Origin of the sequence: Candidatus Planktophila lacus (assembly GCF_002287925.1) — a bacterium.
GTDB classification, from domain to species: Bacteria; Actinomycetota; Actinomycetes; order Nanopelagicales; family Nanopelagicaceae; genus Planktophila; species Planktophila lacus.
Map to the genome: position 1 here is coordinate 886,188 of NZ_CP016769.1, position 18,194 is coordinate 904,381.

The 18,194-nt window shown below is 47.7% G+C and carries 21 protein-coding genes; 3 read left to right on the forward strand and 18 right to left on the reverse strand.

The features are described from left to right. Positions 1–39: 39 nt before the first annotated feature. From rnc to recG, 7 genes are all read right to left on the reverse strand, one after another. The gene (rnc, locus tag A1s21148_RS04430; protein WP_236857233.1) at positions 40–669 is read right to left on the reverse strand and encodes a ribonuclease III; all 630 of its coding nucleotides are present in this window, start codon (positions 667–669) and stop codon (positions 40–42) included. Between the two features lie 49 nt (positions 670–718). Further along, a complete protein-coding gene (gene rpmF / locus A1s21148_RS04435) occupies positions 719–892 on the reverse strand; it encodes a 50S ribosomal protein L32 (protein WP_095671248.1) in 174 nt (57 codons plus the stop codon). A gap of 72 nt (positions 893–964) precedes the next feature. Then, complete coding sequence (locus A1s21148_RS04440; RefSeq protein ID WP_095671249.1) at positions 965–1,567, reverse strand: YceD family protein; 603 nt, start codon at positions 1,565–1,567, stop codon at positions 965–967. A 49-nt stretch (positions 1,568–1,616) separates the two neighbouring features. Continuing rightward, positions 1,617–2,099, reverse strand: a complete 483-nt coding sequence (locus A1s21148_RS04445) for an ATP synthase subunit B family protein (protein ID WP_095671250.1) — start codon at positions 2,097–2,099, stop codon at positions 1,617–1,619. Positions 2,100–2,101: 2 nt separating this feature from the next. Continuing rightward, the gene (gene coaD / locus A1s21148_RS04450) at positions 2,102–2,581 is read right to left on the reverse strand and encodes a pantetheine-phosphate adenylyltransferase (protein WP_095671251.1); all 480 of its coding nucleotides are present in this window, start codon (positions 2,579–2,581) and stop codon (positions 2,102–2,104) included. 45 nt (positions 2,582–2,626) lie between these two features. Next, positions 2,627–3,199, reverse strand: a complete 573-nt coding sequence (gene rsmD / locus A1s21148_RS04455) for a 16S rRNA (guanine(966)-N(2))-methyltransferase RsmD (protein ID WP_125932389.1) — start codon at positions 3,197–3,199, stop codon at positions 2,627–2,629. Positions 3,200–3,209: 10 nt separating this feature from the next. Beyond that, a complete protein-coding gene (gene recG, locus A1s21148_RS04460; protein ID WP_095671831.1) occupies positions 3,210–5,393 on the reverse strand; it encodes an ATP-dependent DNA helicase RecG in 2,184 nt (727 codons plus the stop codon). A gap of 103 nt (positions 5,394–5,496) precedes the next feature. Here recG and rpmB point away from each other — a divergent pair, with 103 nt between their 5' ends. Beyond that, entirely contained in the window at positions 5,497–5,682 is a 186-nt protein-coding gene (gene rpmB / locus A1s21148_RS04465) for a 50S ribosomal protein L28 (RefSeq protein WP_095671252.1), read from the forward strand. Between the two features lie 16 nt (positions 5,683–5,698). On the opposite strand, the gene A1s21148_RS04470 is transcribed toward rpmB, so the two are convergent. Further along, positions 5,699–6,952, reverse strand: a complete 1,254-nt coding sequence (locus tag A1s21148_RS04470; protein WP_095671253.1) for a hypothetical protein — start codon at positions 6,950–6,952, stop codon at positions 5,699–5,701. Between the two features lie 111 nt (positions 6,953–7,063). After that, positions 7,064–8,020 (reverse strand): thiamine-phosphate kinase, encoded by a 957-nt coding sequence (thiL, locus tag A1s21148_RS04475; RefSeq protein ID WP_095671832.1) that lies wholly within the window; start codon positions 8,018–8,020, stop codon positions 7,064–7,066. Between the two features lie 76 nt (positions 8,021–8,096). On the opposite strand from thiL, the gene A1s21148_RS04480 reads away from it, so the two are divergent. Beyond that, a complete protein-coding gene (locus A1s21148_RS04480) occupies positions 8,097–8,330 on the forward strand; it encodes an Lrp/AsnC family transcriptional regulator (protein WP_095671254.1) in 234 nt (77 codons plus the stop codon). A 3-nt stretch (positions 8,331–8,333) separates the two neighbouring features. Here the strand turns inward: A1s21148_RS04480 and A1s21148_RS04485 are convergent, their stop codons facing one another. The 7 genes from A1s21148_RS04485 to leuC all read right to left on the reverse strand — a co-directional run bounded on the left by A1s21148_RS04485 (position 8,334) and on the right by leuC (position 15,669). After that, a complete protein-coding gene (locus tag A1s21148_RS04485; protein WP_095671255.1) occupies positions 8,334–10,010 on the reverse strand; it encodes a hypothetical protein in 1,677 nt (558 codons plus the stop codon). After that, positions 10,011–11,078, reverse strand: coding sequence for a D-alanine--D-alanine ligase family protein (locus A1s21148_RS04490; RefSeq protein ID WP_095671256.1), 1,068 nt, complete (start codon positions 11,076–11,078; stop codon positions 10,011–10,013). Continuing rightward, positions 11,075–12,076, reverse strand: a complete 1,002-nt coding sequence (locus A1s21148_RS04495; protein WP_095671257.1) for an NAD(P)H-dependent glycerol-3-phosphate dehydrogenase — start codon at positions 12,074–12,076, stop codon at positions 11,075–11,077. Before A1s21148_RS04495 ends, A1s21148_RS04490 begins: the two co-directional genes overlap by 4 nt. Continuing rightward, entirely contained in the window at positions 12,076–12,870 is a 795-nt protein-coding gene (locus tag A1s21148_RS04500; protein WP_095671258.1) for a lysophospholipid acyltransferase family protein, read from the reverse strand. Before A1s21148_RS04500 ends, A1s21148_RS04495 begins: the two co-directional genes overlap by 1 nt. 91 nt (positions 12,871–12,961) lie before the next feature. Beyond that, positions 12,962–13,405: an HU family DNA-binding protein gene (locus A1s21148_RS07580; RefSeq protein ID WP_095671259.1), complete on the reverse strand. Its 444-nt coding sequence runs from the start codon at positions 13,403–13,405 to the stop codon at positions 12,962–12,964. 258 nt (positions 13,406–13,663) lie between these two features. Beyond that, a complete protein-coding gene (gene leuD / locus A1s21148_RS04510; RefSeq protein WP_095671833.1) occupies positions 13,664–14,263 on the reverse strand; it encodes a 3-isopropylmalate dehydratase small subunit in 600 nt (199 codons plus the stop codon). 14 nt (positions 14,264–14,277) lie between these two features. After that, positions 14,278–15,669, reverse strand: a complete 1,392-nt coding sequence (leuC, locus tag A1s21148_RS04515; RefSeq protein ID WP_095671260.1) for a 3-isopropylmalate dehydratase large subunit — start codon at positions 15,667–15,669, stop codon at positions 14,278–14,280. Positions 15,670–15,723: 54 nt separating this feature from the next. Between leuC and A1s21148_RS04520 the strand changes: the two genes are divergently transcribed. Further along, positions 15,724–16,440, forward strand: a complete 717-nt coding sequence (locus A1s21148_RS04520; protein WP_095671261.1) for an IclR family transcriptional regulator — start codon at positions 15,724–15,726, stop codon at positions 16,438–16,440. On the opposite strand, the gene A1s21148_RS04525 is transcribed toward A1s21148_RS04520, so the two are convergent. Then, positions 16,437–16,943 carry a regulatory protein RecX gene (locus tag A1s21148_RS04525; RefSeq protein WP_320409017.1) on the reverse strand — a complete coding sequence of 169 codons (507 nt, stop codon included), beginning with the start codon at positions 16,941–16,943 and terminating at the stop codon, positions 16,437–16,439. The genes A1s21148_RS04520 and A1s21148_RS04525 overlap by 4 nt on opposite strands. Further along, entirely contained in the window at positions 16,943–18,025 is a 1,083-nt protein-coding gene (recA, locus tag A1s21148_RS04530; protein WP_095671263.1) for a recombinase RecA, read from the reverse strand. Before recA ends, A1s21148_RS04525 begins: the two co-directional genes overlap by 1 nt. Between the last annotated feature and the right edge of the window lie 169 nt (positions 18,026–18,194).

Here is an 18,194-nt window from a genome sequence, read left to right on the forward strand (position 1 = left end):
TTTAGGTGGCGTCTTTACGTACGTGACGCGAGTGAAGTACTACTTGAGGGTTGCGAGAATTTCGTAGGCAGAACGAGCCGCTGATTGCTCTGCTTCGCGTTTGCTCTTACCGATACCTTGCGCAACTGCTTCACCGGCGACCATCGCTACAGCGGTGAAACTCTTATCGTGGTCTGGGCCTTCTTCAGTTACTAAATATTCGAGGGTGCCTTTTCCAAGTGATGAAACTAATTCTTGGAGCGCGGTCTTGCCATCTAGCCCAGCGCCCTTTGCCATAGCGCTTTCGAGAGTCTCATTAATTAACGTGCGAACAACGGTAGTAGTTGTTGCAAATCCGCACTCCAGATAAATAGCGCCAATCAAGGCTTCTAGAGCATCGGCAAGTAGTGAGTTTTTATCGCGCCCACCGGTGACTTCTTCACCTTTTCCAAGGCGTATATATTTTCCGAGTTCGAGTGTGCGCGCAATATCTGCGAGCGCACGCATATTTACGATTCCAGATCGCAGTGGAGATAAACGTGATTCATCTAAATCTGGATAACGAAGGTAGAGCTCTTCAGTAACAATTAAGCCCAGTACTGAATCACCTAAAAATTCTAAACGTTCATTTGTTTCTTTAGCACCGGTCTCATATGCAAATGATCGATGGGTAAAAGCTAACTCGAGCAATTCGGGCTTTAATGTGATTCCGAGTTGCGCAGTTAAAGTAGAGAACAGATCAGACCTCGAGAACCTGGCGGCGGTTATATGTTCCGCAGGTTGGGCATGCTGTATGTGTGAGCTTTGGCTGCTGGCACTGTGGGCATGCTGCAAGTGATGCTGCAGTTGTCTTCCACATTGAGCGGCGTGAGCGTGTCTTCGAACGAGACATCTTTCGCTTTGGAACTGGCACGGTAATCGTCCTTAATCTCTTTTAAACCTATTGGTAAAAATTGGCTTAACTCGGTTAGGAGGTAAGTATCCCTTATTCATCCGATTTCTTAAAATCCAGTCCAGCCAAGCCCGCCCAGCGAGCGTCGATCGCCTCATGCTGGTGGCCTTCCGGAAGATCTGCCCACTTCTGACCGCAATCTGGACAGAGCCCGAGGCACTCTTCTGAGCAGAGCGGGTTGATCGGTAGATCTAAGACAACGGCATCCCGAATTGGTGGCTCAAGATCCATCACATTGCCATCCATCCAAAGTTCGTCATCTTCTTCCAGATCTACGTCGTCATCAGCTGCGCGCTTGGACTTCTTACCCTTTTTGCCAGAATCTTTACTTGGCTCGTAGCGATAGAGCTCTTGAATCTTTCGTTCAACGGTAATTTCAACTGGATCAAGGCAACGAATGCACTCGCCCTTTGCGATCGCATATAGATCAGCGCTTAATAAGACTCCCTCAGTAACGGATTCCAGGCGCAGATCTACTTCAATAACATCACCGGCTGGGACGCTCACCAGCGGAACACCAATTGGCTCCAAAATTTTTAGATCTAACTGATATTCCTTCATCTCTCCCGCACGGCGAGGAAGTTCAAAAGTATTGAATTCAAAGACCTGTGAGGCCTTAGATGAAGGTTGCGACATGGGTATTTTCTCTTCTTGATATCTTCTTGGCTATATAACTAAGTGCTAATTACTTGTCGTCAGCTAATTGAGATAAAACATCTTTATCGTTTGCGCCATCTAGTCGCTCACGACCGCGGGCTACTGCATCAAGAGTCTTATTGAGGATCACTTCTAGAGTGGCAAGGCGACCATCAATGTAGCTTTCTACTTCAGCGCGCTCATCGGCGGCAAGTGCACGAGCGTCATCGAGGATACGTTGCGCTTCATCGCGAGCAGCCTGAACGATCGCGGTTTGTTCGATCATGCGGGCAACATCTTCGCGTGCTGTAGCGATCATCTGCTCGGCAGATGATCTACCTTCCTCAATTAAATTATCGCGCTGCACCAAAATCGCTTCAGCTGCAGATAAATCTTGTGGAAGTGCAATTCGTGCGCCATCTAAAATTTCTAGAATCTCGCCGCGATGTACAACGCAGGAAGCAGAAAGTGGAACTCCGCGAGCCTCTTCGATGAGAGTAATTGCGGTGCTGAGTTTTTCAATCGAATCCATTTTTACTTCCCTGCTACTCGTGCTTTAAGTGCATCATTTACGACGCCTGGAACCATAGAGGATACATCTCCACCGAAATGAGCGAGCTCTTTAACGATTGAAGATGATAGAAATGAGTGGGTTGGAGCAGTTGCCATAAACATGGTTTCGACGCCAGAGCCTTGGAGATTTACTTGCGCCATCTGAAGTTCGTAATCAAAGTCGGTAACCGCGCGCAAACCTTTAACGATCGCTTGGATCGAATTTTCCTTGCAGTAATCAACTAGCAATCCATGCCAAGAATCAACCTTGACGTTCTTAAATTTAGAAGTAGTTTTACGAGCCATCTCCATACGCTCTCCTACTGTAAAGAGCGATGCCTTAGTGCGATTTTCCAATACGGCAACAATAACTTCATCAAACTGGCTGCTCGCGCGCTCGATAATATCGAGGTGGCCAAAGGTGATTGGATCAAATGATCCTGGGCAAACTGCGCGCTTCATGGAGTAAACGCTAGCAACGATCAGCGTGGTTATCCATTTTCAGGCTCAAAGCTCGGCTGGAACCCCATAGAAAATGGTCGCTTGCCCATAATTCTTTTCGCGCAGAGCCTGGTATCCATCTGGCCAAGAGATTTCCTTTACTCTGGAATTTCGCTCAACTGCAATTAGCGCTTGTGGATGGAGAAATCCGCCCTCGCGAAGTTGAATGAGATTTTCAATTACATCAATATCTTCTACATCATATGGTGGATCAATATAAATGAAGTGATACGGAACTGTTGCGCGATCCTGCAAGAAACGGTGAACGCTCATTCCAAAGAGATGGAAGCTGCCTGGACACAGCGCGGTCTTGATGCTTTCGAAGTTTGCGGTAATCGACTTTTGCGCTTGTTCATCTTTTTCAACTGCGTGAACAATCTCGGCGCCTCGCGAAAGTGATTCGAGCGCGATTGCACCGGTGCCAGCATATAAATCCAAAATATGAAGCCCTGCAAAGTCGCCAAACTCAGATGCCAAGGTTGAAAAAAGCGCCTCGCGGGCGCGATCAGAAGTTGGTCGGGTGGCACCTGCCACGGCGGCAATATTTCGCCCCTTGGCAAGTCCTGCGATGATGCGCATTTATTTATCCCTAACCTTTATCGATATATGTAGATGTTTGCTCTTTCTTTAACATCTCTAATTCGTCTTTGAGCAAAGGATAGCCTTTGAGAGAGCTATCGCTTTCTAACAATTCTGCGGCAACGTTGCGAGCTTCCTCAATTAGACCTTCATCGCGCAAGACGCGCAGCAACCGAAGATGCGAACGAGCGCCGGATTGTGTCGCACCTAAAACATCGCCTTCACGTCTTTGTTCAAGATCGATACGAGAAAGTTCGAAGCCATCTTGGGTCTTAGATACAGCTTCCAATCGCTCACGTGCTGGCGTTTCGATTGGCGCGCCAGATACGAGCAGACATAAACCAGGTGAAGTGCCGCGGCCAACGCGGCCACGTAATTGATGTAACTGAGATACGCCGAAGCGATCTGCATCCATAATCACCATAACTGTGGCATTTGGAACATCCACGCCGACTTCAATAACTGTCGTTGAAACAAGTACATCTATCTCACCTGTAGAAAAAGCCTGCATCGTTGCATCCTTTAACTCGGTGGTTAAGCGTCCATGCAAAGGCGCGATCCGTAAGCCCTTAAGCGCTCCCCCATGCAACTTCGGTGCTAACTCTTCAACGGAGGCGATATCAGGAGATTGTTCTCCGTAGAGAAAATCTAAATCGGCATCTTCAGAACTTTCGGCGGCGATGCGCGGTGCAACTATGTAGGCCTGATGCCCTTGTGAAACTTCTTCGCGAATTCGCTCCCAGGCGCGATCTAGGAAAGTTGGTTTCTCCATAGTTGGTACAACATGCGTTGTGATTGGCTGGCGACCTAGCGGTAGTTCGCGCAGAGTTGAAATATCTAAATCGCCAAAGACGGTCATCGCAACAGTTCTAGGTATTGGAGTTGCAGTCATAACCAACAGGTGTGGTGGGTTAACTGCCTTTGCTTTCAGCGCATCTCGTTGCTCAACTCCAAAGCGATGTTGCTCATCTACAACAATTAAGCCAAGGTCGCTAAAAACTACGCTCTCGCTAAGCAGTGCATGGGTACCAATAACAATTCCTGCCTGGCCAGATGCGGCAAGAGCAAGCGCTTCTTTGCGCGCGGCCGCGTTCTGCGAACCGGTTAATAAAGTTATTTGCGTTGCGTTTTCAACACCGCCCAGCATCCCTCCTTGGGCCAGCGGACCGAGCAACTTTTCTATAGTTCGCAGATGCTGAGCAGCTAAAACTTCTGTTGGGGCAAGTAACGCTGCTTGTCCGCCACTATCGACTACCGCCAACATGGCGCGAAGTGCGACCACAGTTTTACCTGAACCAACTTCACCTTGTAGCAATCGATGCATTGGAATATCGGCTGCTAAATCACTTTCAATCTCACGTGAAACTTCTACCTGTCCAGGCGTTAACTTCCACGGTAGCGATTTATCAAAAGTTTCTAGAATTCCACCGGACTTAACTGGTCGGGCGACAGTCTTAAGCGCTCGTAGTTCGGCTCTTCGCTCGAGTAAAAGTAGTTGCAGTAAGAAAGCTTCATCAAAGGTTAAGCGCGCCTTGGAAAGTTCTGCGCTATCTAGATCAACTGGGTTATGGATCTGAGCCAAGGCTTGCTGCGCAGACGGGTATTTAAACTTCTCAAGGATATGTGGCGGGATGAAATCTGGGACTTCATCTAAAGAATCAATGGCCAGCTTTACACATTGCGCAATCTTCCAGGAAGGAAGTTTTGAACTGGCTGGATAAACCGGCAGAAACTTTCCAGCAAAATCTGCAACAGCAGAATCAACATCACTGCCATCAGGGACCATTTCGTAATCTGGGTGTGCCAACTGGCGTTTGCCGTTGAATACTCCGACCTTTCCCGCAAACAAACCTTGTCTGCCAACCCGCAGTTCCTTCTCGCGCCAAGCTTGATTAAAAAAAGTTAGCGACATCTTTGCGCTGCCATCGGTGACGATAACTTCGAGAATGCTGCCCTTGCGGCCCTGCAATTTGCGGCTGCTTGAAGAGTAAATCTCTGCCAGTACCGTTACTTCATCGCCCTCATTAAGTTCGGCAATGTCACTTAACTCTCCGCGAACCAAATAGCGACGCGGATAGTGGTGTAATAAATCAGAGACGGTTCGGTAACCAAAAACGGTATCCAAGACTTTGGCGGTGCGATCGCCTACGACATCAACCAACTTGGTTGTGAGCCTGCCTTCTGCGATCGCCATAGGAGCCATTCTCGCGTGGATTCCTTGGAATTAGCGTGAAGTTGGCCTTCTTGCTACCCTTACGCCCTGTTCATTAAGTTAAAGATCTATAAGGAGTAACGCTGTGGCATCAACATGCGATATCTGTGGCAAAGGGCCCAGCTTTGGAAATAACGTTTCACACTCTCAGGTAAAGACTCGTCGTCGCTGGAATCCAAATATCCAACGTATCAAGACACTTGTCGGTGGAACAGCTAAGCGTCAGAACGTCTGTACTTCCTGCCTTAAGGCCGGAAAAGTTTCTCGCTAAAGCTTCTTAGATCTAATTAAGACCGCTTTTTAAATCCAGTAGGGCACTTTGGCTTAACGCCAGTGACCTTTCTTAACTGGTTTCCTTTAATACAAGAAATCGACGTCACCTTTGGCGTTGGCGTTGGCTTAGGCGAAGCTGTGGTTCTCACGGTTCCGGATGCAGACATATTGCTTGCCGCCCCTGCAGATGAAGCCATTAAGTCATAGCTCGGATTTAGCGAGATATCTAGCATCGGATCTGGAAATTCAAAGCCGAATACCTGAATGATAATTCGACCATTCTTAACAGCAACAGTTTTAGTTGCTGCGGTGGTTCCGCCTTCGCTTGTGCGAACTGAGATAGTTAAAGCCGATGCTGCATCTTCTGCCTTCTTTAGCCCCCAAAGAGCTAGCGCATCGGCAGATGAAATCGTTGCATAGTAAAAACCAGTGTTAACTGACTTACCATCTGGCGCCAAGCGCGGAGCAGATGCTTTGTAACTCAAAGACTTCTTCTCAGCGTTCCACACTGGAGTCGAAAGTTTGCAGAGTCCGTTAGATCCAACATAGATCTTGCCGCTGCCACCTTCAAATGAGAACCCGAGTGGATCATTTGATGGAACTAATATCGATTGGAATTGAGTAACGAGCGCTGATGAGACGCCAGCATCACCGGTGCAATCTTTAGCGCTTTTAGCTTGTGGAACCTTTACTGGATAACCGGCAATCTCAAAGACCGCCGCCTGAACGTCAACTGTTGCTTCAGTTGCAATGCCATAGGTAACGCCTAGCTTGAAGTCGGAGATTCGCATCTTTACCGAAATCAGCGCATCACTATTTAGATTAACTGGCGTTGTGGCACTTGTTGTTAGCGCTGCAAGTGTGACGTTATTTCCTGGTGAATAAGTTGGCTTAGCATCGAGCATAATCCATGGAACAAATTCATTTGCAGCTTGTGCTTCTATATATAGACCGTCGTAATTTTCATTTGCGAATGCACCATCTGCGCTCCATCGCCCTGGCAGAGCTTTGCCTGATGCAACACCATTTGTATTTCCTGCAGTAGCGCCTTGAGTACCGCTAGCAACCCAAGTAAGTGCAATAGCTTTACCACCAGTAGGTGTAATGCTTACTGAATCAATGCAGTATGCGCCGCCGCCTGCAGAACAAGGTAAGAACGCACCCTTAGGAACGGTGACGCTGGCATTTGCAGAAGTAACTCCAACCAGAATTGCTGAGATAGAAAGTGCTACAGTGGCCAAAGTTGCTACAAATGATGATCTTTTCATCTCGCAAAATTATCGCCTTGCGAAAAGGTAGGCAATAGCACCGCGCCTGTTTTTATGTGTTTAAAAAAATAAAAAATATGGAAATCGCTGCATAAAAATCCAAGGGTCTTTTTAAAAATGTTGCCAAGCGTTCGCTTCCACGCCTGCGGGAACGTTTGCAAGGCCCGCACCTTGGGTAACTTCTCCAATTAAAAGCCCTGGCAGATCTGTCCCGGTTGCCAGAAGGGCGTGATCCTCTCCCCCAGCAAAAATCCAACTCCAAATATCAATATCCATTCGCTGGGCAAGATTTTCAAGCTCCATGAATTCAGCGCTTGCTTGGATTTTAGTTAGGTCAAAGTTAAAGCAAACCTTTGAGCTCTCTGCCATCTGCGCTGCTTGAATAACCAAGGCATCGCTGATATCGCAGAGTGCATTGGCCTTTGAAGCATCAAATCCATAATCAATAGTTGGGGATTTAAACTCGCTAAGTGCTTTTGGAGCAGACTCCATATCTTCTTTTGATCCGGAACTCACAATCGCCAAACCGGCCGCCGACCACCCCGTAAGTGATGATAGATAAATGCCATCTCCTGGTTTTGCTCCACTACGAGTTATCGCTTTGTTAGTAGAACCAATCGCAGTCATTGAGATAACTACTTGATCAGCGCGAGAGATATCTCCACCAACTACATGGGCTTCCGCAAGATCTGCTTCAAATTTAATCCCAAGTGCAAGATCAGAAATCCATTCCATAGTCTCGGAACCTGTAAGAGCAACAGCGACAAGTAGGTAGTCGGGCTTAGCTGACATCGCTAAAAGATCTGCGGTATTTGCAGCCGTTACTTTTCTACCAATTTCAAAAGCGCTCGACCAGTCGGTTCGAAAGTGAACTCCGGAAACGGCCATGTCGGTTGTTAAAACTTGGGCTTTGGCGCCAGATACAACCGCTGCATCATCGCCAATCCCAAGAGAAATTCGTGGATCGGTTGATGCAAAAATCTCCTTTAGGCGCGCGATTACCTGCGCTTCGTTGAAGCCGCTAGCGTTTTTTTGCGCTTCGTTGAAGCCGCCGTCAGTAATCGCCATAGCGCCAAGACTAGAACATGGGGTACCTTTGCGCTTACCTTCAACGGCGAAGTTCTCACGAGAAAGGCAGACCACTATGTCAGTTCAGGCATACATCTTGATTCAAACCGAAGTTGGCAAAGCATCTAGCGTTGCAAAATCTGTCTCTGCTATCGCCGGCGTTACATTGGCTGAAGGAGTTACAGGTCCTTACGATGTAATCATGCGCGCAGAGTCTCCATCAATGGAGGAATTTGGCCGCGCGATTTTGTCTAAGGTGCAGGCTGTTCCGGGTATTACGCGCACCCTGACTTGCCCTGTTACGTACTAAGACTTACTTCTTCTTATATCCAGCCGGACACTTCGGGTTTACTCCCGTAATTTTCTTGCTCGTTTTTCCCTTGATGCAGGTAAGAGTCGAACTTTTCTTCGATGCTGCTTTTGGAGTGGTCGCAGTTGGCTGAGCACTATCTTGAGTAAATTTCACTTTTATTGTCGGTGTAGAGAAAGTGAAGTTATCGGCCTGTAGTTTTATGAAGCCATCTTTTTCAGAGACCAAAACTGTAGCCACTTGGCTCGAGTTGCTAGCGGAAACTACCTCGACTCTGGCTTCAATTGGAGCCTTAGAAAAACCGTAGTAACAACGGGCGGTATCAGATTGAACAATGTAGGTATATCGACCCTTGAACACCGAGCCGTCGCCATTTTTGTGGATACCGGCAACTCGATAGTTCAGAGAACCATCCTTAAACTCTGGAGGACCGTTTTCAAATATTGGGGCATTTGTAACTACCATGCCGTGTAGCTTTGTTTTATCTGCAGAACATTTGTTGGTGCCAAGATAGGTATTTGCACCGAAGTTCCAAAAAATTGAATTGGTTTGTCGCAGAATGTTTCTGCCGTTGTTGCTCGCCGCCGGAGAGTACGGCTTGAAGTGATCTTCAAAGGCCGAAAATAGTGCGAACTTTTCAAAATTAACAGAAAACAATCTGGTGGTGGTTTGCGCTTCAAGAAATCCAGCATATGTCGTTGATGTGTTACCGCCTACGCCACCATCGTTGAAAGAGCCACTGCCAGGATTCGGCACTGAAACTCCCACCCGGCCTACCGTGAAGAAATCGCGAAGATATTTCTCGAGTTTTGCATCCTTTGAGATCTCTGATTTTGCAACCTTGGCAGATAGTTCTGGAACAAAAGTTACATCTCCGCCGATGCGGATCTTGTTATAAGAGGCATCAAGTGAAGTAACTGCGAACTCTGAATTCTGCATTCGCCCAAAAATCCAACCAGTTAAATCCTTATTCATCCTTAGTGTTACGGCTAATTTCTCGCTGCCGTCAAAATTTGCGGAATCAACGCACTGTGTTCCGATGGCAAATTCTGTGCATGCCGCACCAGACTTCAACCTGACTGGATAAATTTGGCCTTTGAAATCTGAGAGCACAATCTTGTCTGCCGCTTCACCAGACTGTCTGCTAGATGTCGCTATATATCTCAATAGAATATGAGCTGCATACAACCGATCTGTTCCATCGGCGTTCTTTTCAGAACTCTTCCAGATGGAAAGTCCCCCACCTGCGGGAACATCAACCAGATTTGTTCCGCTCTTAAATTGATATCTGGCGATCTTTTGGGATGTTGCTTCACCGTAAAGCGTTAACTTTTCTAGCGCGCCACTTGCGTTCTTTGCTTCTATTCCATCAAGGCATGCGCGATCGGCTTCGTTGACACATGGGCTAAGGATCAAATCCGCAAATAAATTGTCGTAAACGCTACAACTTGGATCATCCCAGCCAGAGCACCAAAGCTGCTTCCAATCTTCCAGTTTCTTACTGCCTTTTTGATCTTGTCCGTAGATTGACGATTGACTCCAGAGGCCGAAATCATTTGCGGCAAAGTCTGTGTAAACAAATGAATCAGCAGCGCGCGCAGGTGGCGCGAAAGCAGCTACAGAAAATAACAGAACTAAGGAAATCAATGGAGATGCGAATTTGGTAAATCTCTGATTCATCTAATTCCCCAAGACTCCGTTATTGCGCGTAAGCGCTGACGCCAGTAAATGGGAAATAACTTCTGTGTATTCCACGCCTGTTGCTCCCCACATCTTCGGAAATACTGATGTGGCAGTAAAGCCTGGCATCGTATTTAACTCATTAATAATGACTTCATTGTTATCGGTTAGGAAGAAGTCAACGCGAGCCAAGCCACTGCAGCCAAGTGCGATAAAGGCATCCACGGCTTTTACACGAATCTGATCGCTGATCTTCTGATCAATTGCAGCCGGAAGTTCGATGGTAGTTGCTGAATCTAGATACTTAGCTTCAAAGTTATAGAAATCGTACTTTGGATCGATCTTTATCTGCCCAACAAGTGATGCTTTAGCAACTCCATCTATCTCAAGGACTGCGCACTCAATCTCTTTGCCACGAATTTCTTGCTCAACCATCGCCTTTGGATCAAAGGTATGTGCCTCTTCAAGAGCAGCGGCAAATTCAGCAGCAGATTTAACTTTTGTTGTCCCACGACTTGATCCACCACGTGCCGGCTTTACAAATACTGGATAGCCAAGTTGGTCTGCCTGTTTTTGAACCGCTGATTTATCTTTTGCCCAATCAGATGCGCGAGCGACAAAGCCTGCTGCAACTTTAATTCCATGGGCCGCAAAGATTGGCTTTGCAAATGATTTATCCATAGCAACTGCTGAAGCAAGAACTCCAGAGCCAACATATGCAATATCGGCCATCTCAAGAAGTCCTTGAATAGTTCCATCTTCACCGTACGGACCGTGCAGTAACGGAAAGACGATATCTATCTTTAAATTGACGTCAGCGCTAATAAAACCTGATGCATCTAATGAAACGGGGTTTCCAGTTTCTGGAACTACTGGGAGAACGCCGTTTTTAATTGTGAGAGATGTTTTGTCATCAAGTAAAAACCATTTGCCGCTCTTGCTGATGCCGATCAAAACAGGTTCAAATTTACTGCGATCAATTGCGGAGAGCACTCCCCCTGCGGAAATACATGAGATTTCGTGTTCGCTGGAGCGACCACCACAGATAATTGCTACGCGCTGAGTCATCGGATGAAGTTCTCCGCTTGAGTTGTAATCTCCATTAAGCGCTGTAGCGCCTGTGCTGGAGTGAGCGAGCCATTAACAATGTCCGCTACTGATTCGATTACGGGAACTTCTACTCCAACGCGGTGGGCAATTTCTACAATCGCTCCCGATGAGGAGACGCCTTCTACCGTCTTAGCTCCGTGCGCAACCGCTTGTTCCATGGAACCAGTCTTGCCTAAGAGTTCACCAAATGTGCGGTTGCGTGAAAGTGGAGAGCCACATGTTGCAACTAAATCGCCCATACCGGCAAGGCCTGCCGCACTTAGGGGATCCGCGCCGTGCGCGGCACAGAGTCGTGCGACTTCATTAAGGCCGCGAGTAATTAACATCGCTTGGGTATTTTCGCCAAAGCCCATGCCGATAGAGATTCCAACGGCTAAGGCAATTACATTTTTGATTGCGCCCGCTAATTCGCAACCTAATAGATCAACTGATGTGTAAACGCGGTAGTAAGGAGTGCGAAATAGTGCGCGAACTTCTTCAGAGGTAGCTTGCGTAGTTGCTGCAGCCACCGCACCAGCGGGTTGGCGCAGCACTAGTTCGTCAGCCAAATTCGGTCCAGTAATCATCGCAACTCTATGTGGGCCGAGAATTTCAACAATTACCTCAGTCATACGAAGTTGGGTGCTGATTTCAATTCCTTTTAAGGTACTGACCACCAAGCAACCTTCCGAGAAGCGTGGTTTCCACTCCTTTAAAGTTGCGCGCAATTGCGAAGATGGAATCGCTAAAACATAACTTTGGCTAAAGGCGAAGGCTTCATCTAAATCTGAGGTGGCTTTTAGCTCTGTGGGTAATGTGTGATGTGCTAAATATTTCGCATTTGTATGAGACGAATTAATCTCATCTACAACTTCTTGGTTTCGACCCCAGAGCAGAACATCATTTCCGGCATCGCAGAGAACTTGCGCCATGGTTGAACCCCATGCGCCTGCTCCAAATACCGTTACCTTGCTCATTACTTCTCTGCCACCTTTTTGCGCTTCTTCTTAAAATTACCCGTACGAGGTAAATCAGAAGTATGTGGATCAAAGATTACTTCAGGTCGCTTCTCGCCACGAATTTCCTCAAGCAGATTTGTAATTTCCCGCATAACTTTCGCAGTTGCCTCAATAAGTGCTTGCTGATCATCCTCTTTGCCATACCACTGGGAGAGATCAACCGGCTTTCCCGCTTTCAAGGTGATCTGGGTGCGTGGAAACAATTTAATCTTCTTCGAATATGTCGGCATCAAAATTTGTGCGCCCCATTGCGCAACTGGAATTACGGGAGTGCGAGTGCTTATTGCCAGTCTGGCCAAACCAGTCTTAGCAATCATCGGCCAATGATCGGCATCACGAGAGAGAGTTCCTTCTGGATAAACACCAAGTAAATGTCCCGACTCTAAAAGTCGCTTCGCGTGATCGACAGCTTTGCCTGCATTTGGGGTTTCACGTTCTACCGGAACCTGACCAGCTGCCAGCAGAATGCGGCCGATGATTGGAACTTTAAATACACCGACTTTGCCTAAGAATCTAGGAGCGCGGCCATTCTTGTAGAGAAAGTGCGCAAAATTTAAGACATCGAAATATGAGAGATGGTTATTAGCAACTATTACGGCGCCAGTCTTTGGAATATTTTCCGCGCCAATCCAGGTGCGCTTGGTGATCAGGTTAATGATTGGGATCAATATAGATGAGCAAATTTTAAAGGTGATATTTGTACCGAGCGGGTTACCGGTAGGTGGCGCATATGAAACGCGCATCTTGGCCATATCTAAATCTTAGTGGGCAAAGAAAAACTGGGGCCAGCAAGCGCTGGCCCCAGTTTCAAAAAGATTTAGGAAGTTACTTTAGAAGCAGAAATTAACGCTTCTTAGCAGCCTTCTTTACAACCTTCTTCTTAGCTGCTGGCTTTCGCTTAGCAACCTTCTTAACAGCCTTCTTCTTAGCAACCTTCTTAGCAGCTGCCTTCTTAGCCACTGGCTTTGCAACAGGCTTTGGTTCTGGCTTTGGAGCCGGTCCTAGCTTGCGCTCACCTGAGATGACATCCTTCAAACCCTTTGCAGGCAAGAAGCGAGCCTTCTTTGAAGCTTTGATCTTGATTGTCTCGCCTGTGAATGGGTTACGTCCCATACGTGCCTTGCGATCAACCTTCTTGAACTTACCGAAATCGTTGATCATTACATCTTCACCCTTTGACATGGTGCGTGTAATTGTGTCGAAAACGATTTCTACAGCGTGTGCTGCTTCCTTCTTGCTGTCGTTGAAGTGTGGGGCCAACGCGGCAATGAACTGGGCCTTATTCATCTAAATCCCCTTAGATTTAAGCGTAAATTAAGCGTTCGCTTAACTTGTGGCTAAAACTTAAACCTTTTAATAGGGTGAGAGCGATATTAAAACGGGCGTGTCGCAATTTAATATTTTAGAAAAATCGCACTTTTTACGCGTAAAAAACTCTCATTTACAAGTTGAGGGTTGAACAGAAAACGCTCACCCCATCAATGAAGTGAGCGTTTTACGCTGGTTTTCACGCTTGAAAAACGAGCGAGAGTTTTTCTTAGTTCTTTAAATGCGAATTGGCAGTGTTTTTGGCTTGTAAGCAGGTCGCTTTGCTTCGAAAGAATCGATCGCATCAGTGTGCTTTAGCGTCAACCCGATGTCATCTAGGCCCTCCATCAAGCGCCAGCGGGTGTAATCATCTAATTCGAAGGCAACCGTGGTTGATCCGTAGGAAACTGTGCGTGTTTCAAGATCAACGGTGATTGAAGTTGTTGGATCGCTTTCGATAGCGGTCCAGATCGCTTCCACTGCTTCCTGAGGAAGGATCACGGTTAGCAAACCGCCCTTAAGCGAATTTCCGCGGAAGATATCGGCGAAGCGGCTTGAGATTACAACTTTGAAACCATAGTTCTGTAGCGCCCAAACAGCGTGCTCGCGAGATGAACCGGTTCCGAATTCAGGGCCAGCAACCAAGATAGTTCCGCTCTTATATTGCGGTTGATTCAAAACAAACTCTGGGTCATTGCGCCAAGCAGCAAATAGCCCATCTTCAAAGCCGCTGCGAGTAACGCGCTTTAGGTAAACGGCAGGAATGATCTGATCGGTATCAACATTGCTACGACGTAGCGGAATACCTGTACCTGTGTGTTTAACGAACTTCTCCATGGCCATATCCCTTCCTACAAATCTGCCGGTGATGACAGCGTGCCGCGAATTGCGGTAGCTGCTGCAACAAGTGGGCTAACTAAGTGCGTACGTCCGCCCTTACCTTGGCGGCCTTCAAAGTTTCTATTGGAAGTTGAAGCAGAACGCTCTCCCACAGCTAGTTGATCTGGGTTCATGCCCAAACACATTGAACAACCGGCGTTACGCCATTCGGCACCGAAATCAAGGAAGACTTTATCTAAGCCCTCTTTCATCGCTTGCTGGCGAACGCGCTCTGAACCAGGCACAACTAACATGCGAAGTTTTGGTGCAATCTTCTTGCCTTCAATTACTGATGCAGCTGCACGTAGATCTTCGATGCGACCATTGGTGCAAGAGCCCAAGAAAACAGTGTCAATCGCTATCTTTTTTAGTGGCGTTCCTGCTGTAAGACCCATGTATTCAAGTGCGCGTTCAGCAGCTCCACGTTCTTCAGAGTCTTTAATATCTGCAGGATTTGGAACTGATGCATTTAGTGGCAAGCCCTGTCCTGGATTAGTTCCCCACGTTACAAATGGCTCCAGTATGTTGCCATCGAGTGTGATCTCAACATCAAACTTAGCGTCGCTATCTGTAAATAGTGTTTCCCAATACTTCTGCGCAGTTTCGAAATCTTCTGGCGCATGTGGCTTGCCCTTAATGTAATCAAAGGTCTTCTGATCTGGTGCGATCAAACCAGCGCGCGCACCAGCTTCGATAGACATGTTACAAACGGTCATACGACCTTCCATCGAAAGTTCGCGAATTGCGGAGCCACGGTATTCGATGATGTAGCCCTGTCCCCCGCCAGTACCAATCTGCGCGATGATCGCCAAGATAATATCTTTTGCGGTTACGCCGGTCTTTAGAGTTCCTTCAACATTAATCGCCATTGTCTTTGGACGGTTTGATGGCAGAGTCTGTGTAGCTAGTACATGTTCAACTTCTGATGTACCAATACCGAATGCAATCGCACCGAATGCGCCATGTGTTGAAGTATGTGAATCGCCGCAAACAATTGTCATACCTGGTTGGGTAATGCCGAGCTGTGGTCCAACTACGTGAACCACGCCTTGATCGGCATCGCCGAGTGAGTGAATACGAATTCCGAATTCCTTAGCGTTATTGCGCAAGGTATCGATCTGCAGCTTTGAAACTGGATCTGCGATTGGCTTTAAAATATCGAGCGTCGGGGTGTTGTGATCTTCTGTTGCAATTGTCAGGTCTGGGCGGCGCACTTTTCGTCCAGCAAGGCGCAGGCCATCAAATGCTTGCGCACTTGTTACTTCGTGAACTAATTGCAGATCGATGTAGAGCAGATCAGGTTCTCCTTGCGCCGAACGAACGACGTGGTCTTCCCAAATCTTCTCTGCCAGTGTTTTACCCATGCTCTTCTTTCCTTAAATCTTGCATCTCATTAGATGGGATGCTAATCTCACTGTGTGGAGAAGAAGAATAGCGGAGTTGGCGTTCTAGATAAAGCGGTAACCATTCTAGGTACGCTCGAATCTGGCCCTCATTCGCTGGCAGAGCTAGTTGCCGCAACCGGCATCGCTCGCCCTACCGCCCACCGTTTAGCCGTTGCCCTTGAGCACCATCGCCTTGTTACTCGCGATCTGCAGGGTCGTTTCGTTCTTGGTCCACGTTCATCTGAACTCGCAGCCGCTGCAGGCGAAGATCGCTTACTTGCCGCCGCCGCTCCAGCGCTTGCTGCGCTACGTGATGCAACCGGTGAATCTGCGCAGTTATATCGACGCCAAGGCGATATCCGTATCTGTGTCGCTGTTGCTGAACGTTTATCTGGCCTTCGCGACTCTGTTCCAGTTGGCGCATCGCTCACAATGCAGGCAGGTTCTGCTGCACAAATTTTATTGGCTTGGGAAGATTCCGAAAAGATTCATCGCGGACTTAAGAACGCAAGATTTACAGCTGCACATTTATCTGCCGACCGTCGCCGCGGATGGGCGCAATCAGTTGGAGAACGCGAAGCAGGCGTTGCATCAGTTAGCGCGCCAGTTAAAGGCCCTAATGGAAAAGTTATTGCTGCTGTTTCGATCTCTGGCCCTATAGAGCGTTTAGGACGCCAACCAGGGCGCGTACATGCCGCCGCCGTTGTTGCAACGGCTGCAAGACTTACAGAGCATCTAGCAAAGAGCTAGTGATTTAAAAGATCTAACTCTTTCAAGACCTGAGTAATAATTCCGAAACCAAAACCTTTTCGCTGCAGAAGCGATTGAATTCTGCGCACGTGAACTTCTGGTTCAAGTCGTGACATGGTGTTGTACTTCTTAAAGGCAAGGTCAAAGGCGCTGCGGTATTCAGAATCATCATCGATCTCATCAAGTGCTTCATCGATCGCGCTCTGCATTACACCCTTTTGGCGAAGCTCCCCCGCAATGATGCGCTTTGAGATCTTCTTATGGTTATGGCGTGACTGAGCCCAAGCTTTAGCAAACTCTTCATCGTTAACGAGGCCGGCTTCTTGCAACCGGAAGATAATTGCTTGCGCAACATCATCTTCTACGCCCCGGGTCTTAAGGTGAGCGAGAAGCTCGCCCTTACTTTTCGCACGAGTAACCAGAGCGTTTAGCGCAATGGTGTGTGCTACTTCGTAAGGGTCGGAGCCTTCGCCTCTTGAAACCTTTACAAAATCAAGGCTAATTAGAAATCAACCTCTGCTGCAGCTTCATCGATCGCCGCTACGAGCTCGGCATCAACTTCGATCGGCACAAAGTGTGCGCGGATCTTGGTTTCGATCTCATTTGCTAGATCTGGGTTATCGAGAAGGAATGCACGAGAATTTTCCTTGCCCTGTCCCAACTGATCGGCTTCGTATGTGTACCAAGCGCCAGCTTTCTTAACGACTCCGATTTCAACGCCGAGGTCGATGAGTGAACCTTCGCGTGAAATACCTGTGCCGTAGATGATGTCAAACTCTGCTTGCTTAAACGGTGGAGCCATCTTGTTCTTGACAACCTTAACGCGGGTGCGGTTACCGACGGATTCGGTGCCATCCTTAAGAGTTTCGATGCGACGGATGTCGAGGCGAACAGATGCGTAGAACTTAAGTGCCTTACCGCCAGTTGTTGTCTCAGGTGAACCGAAGAAGACACCGATCTTTTCGCGGAGCTGGTTGATGAAGATCGCAGTTGTCTTTGATTGGTGAAGTGCACCGGTGATCTTGCGGAGCGCTTGCGACATAAGGCGTGCTTGCAAGCCCATATGAGAATCGCCCATCTCGCCTTCGATTTCAGCGCGTGGAACAAGTGCTGCAACTGAGTCGACGACAACGAGATCAAGTGCGCCAGAACGGATCAACATATCCATGATTTCAAGCGCTTGTTCGCCAGTGTCTGGTTGTGAAACAAGAAGTGCATCGATATCAACGCCGAGCTTCTTTGCGTACTCTGCATCGAATGCGTGCTCTGCATCGATAAATGCGCAGATGCCGCCGGCCTTTTGTGCATTTGCAATTGCGTGCAAGGTAAGTGTTGTCTTACCTGAAGATTCTGGTCCGTAGATTTCTACGATACGTCCGCGTGGTAGTCCACCGATACCGAGTGCGATATCTAGTGCGATTGAACCAGTTGGGATAACTTCGATGATCGCATTTTGACGATCAGACATTTTCATTACTGAGCCCTTACCAAATTGACGTTCGATCTGGGCTAGTGCGGTGTCGAGCGCCTTTTGGCGATCGGAGGTGTTTTTCTCTTCGGCTTTATTTGCTTTTTCAGCAGCCACGTTTTGCTCCTTTAGATAAGAACGTCTATGCGTGATGCATATTCGTTGGTAGTCGGCCCAGAAGGTACGGAAGGCCGCCGACGGCCTACGAGGCTTATAGAGAGCCTGTGGGCGGAAAGCGGAACCGCTCTGGTTGTGCAGGGATAACTTTATCCGAACATCTGTTCGA

Coding starts and splice junctions, on each gene's coding strand:
- A1s21148_RS04440 (WP_095671249.1), bottom strand. CDS start 1,567: ATGTCGCAACCTTCATCTAAGGCCTCACAGGTCTTTGAATTCAATACT.
- A1s21148_RS04445 (WP_095671250.1), bottom strand. CDS start 2,099: ATGGATTCGATTGAAAAACTCAGCACCGCAATTACTCTCATCGAAGAG.
- coaD (WP_095671251.1), bottom strand. CDS start 2,581: ATGAAGCGCGCAGTTTGCCCAGGATCATTTGATCCAATCACCTTTGGC.
- rsmD (WP_125932389.1), bottom strand. CDS start 3,199: ATGCGCATCATCGCAGGACTTGCCAAGGGGCGAAATATTGCCGCCGTG.
- recG (WP_095671831.1), bottom strand. CDS start 5,393: ATGGCGATCGCAGAAGGCAGGCTCACAACCAAGTTGGTTGATGTCGTA.
- A1s21148_RS04470 (WP_095671253.1), bottom strand. CDS start 6,952: ATGAAAAGATCATCATTTGTAGCAACTTTGGCCACTGTAGCACTTTCT.
- thiL (WP_095671832.1), bottom strand. CDS start 8,020: ATGGCGATTACTGACGGCGGCTTCAACGAAGCGCAAAAAAACGCTAGC.
- A1s21148_RS04480 (WP_095671254.1), top strand. CDS start 8,097: ATGTCAGTTCAGGCATACATCTTGATTCAAACCGAAGTTGGCAAAGCA.
- A1s21148_RS04485 (WP_095671255.1), bottom strand. CDS start 10,010: ATGAATCAGAGATTTACCAAATTCGCATCTCCATTGATTTCCTTAGTT.
- A1s21148_RS04490 (WP_095671256.1), bottom strand. CDS start 11,078: ATGACTCAGCGCGTAGCAATTATCTGTGGTGGTCGCTCCAGCGAACAC.
- A1s21148_RS04495 (WP_095671257.1), bottom strand. CDS start 12,076: ATGAGCAAGGTAACGGTATTTGGAGCAGGCGCATGGGGTTCAACCATG.
- A1s21148_RS04500 (WP_095671258.1), bottom strand. CDS start 12,870: ATGGCCAAGATGCGCGTTTCATATGCGCCACCTACCGGTAACCCGCTC.
- A1s21148_RS07580 (WP_095671259.1), bottom strand. CDS start 13,405: ATGAATAAGGCCCAGTTCATTGCCGCGTTGGCCCCACACTTCAACGAC.
- leuD (WP_095671833.1), bottom strand. CDS start 14,263: ATGGAGAAGTTCGTTAAACACACAGGTACAGGTATTCCGCTACGTCGT.
- leuC (WP_095671260.1), bottom strand. CDS start 15,669: ATGGGTAAAACACTGGCAGAGAAGATTTGGGAAGACCACGTCGTTCGT.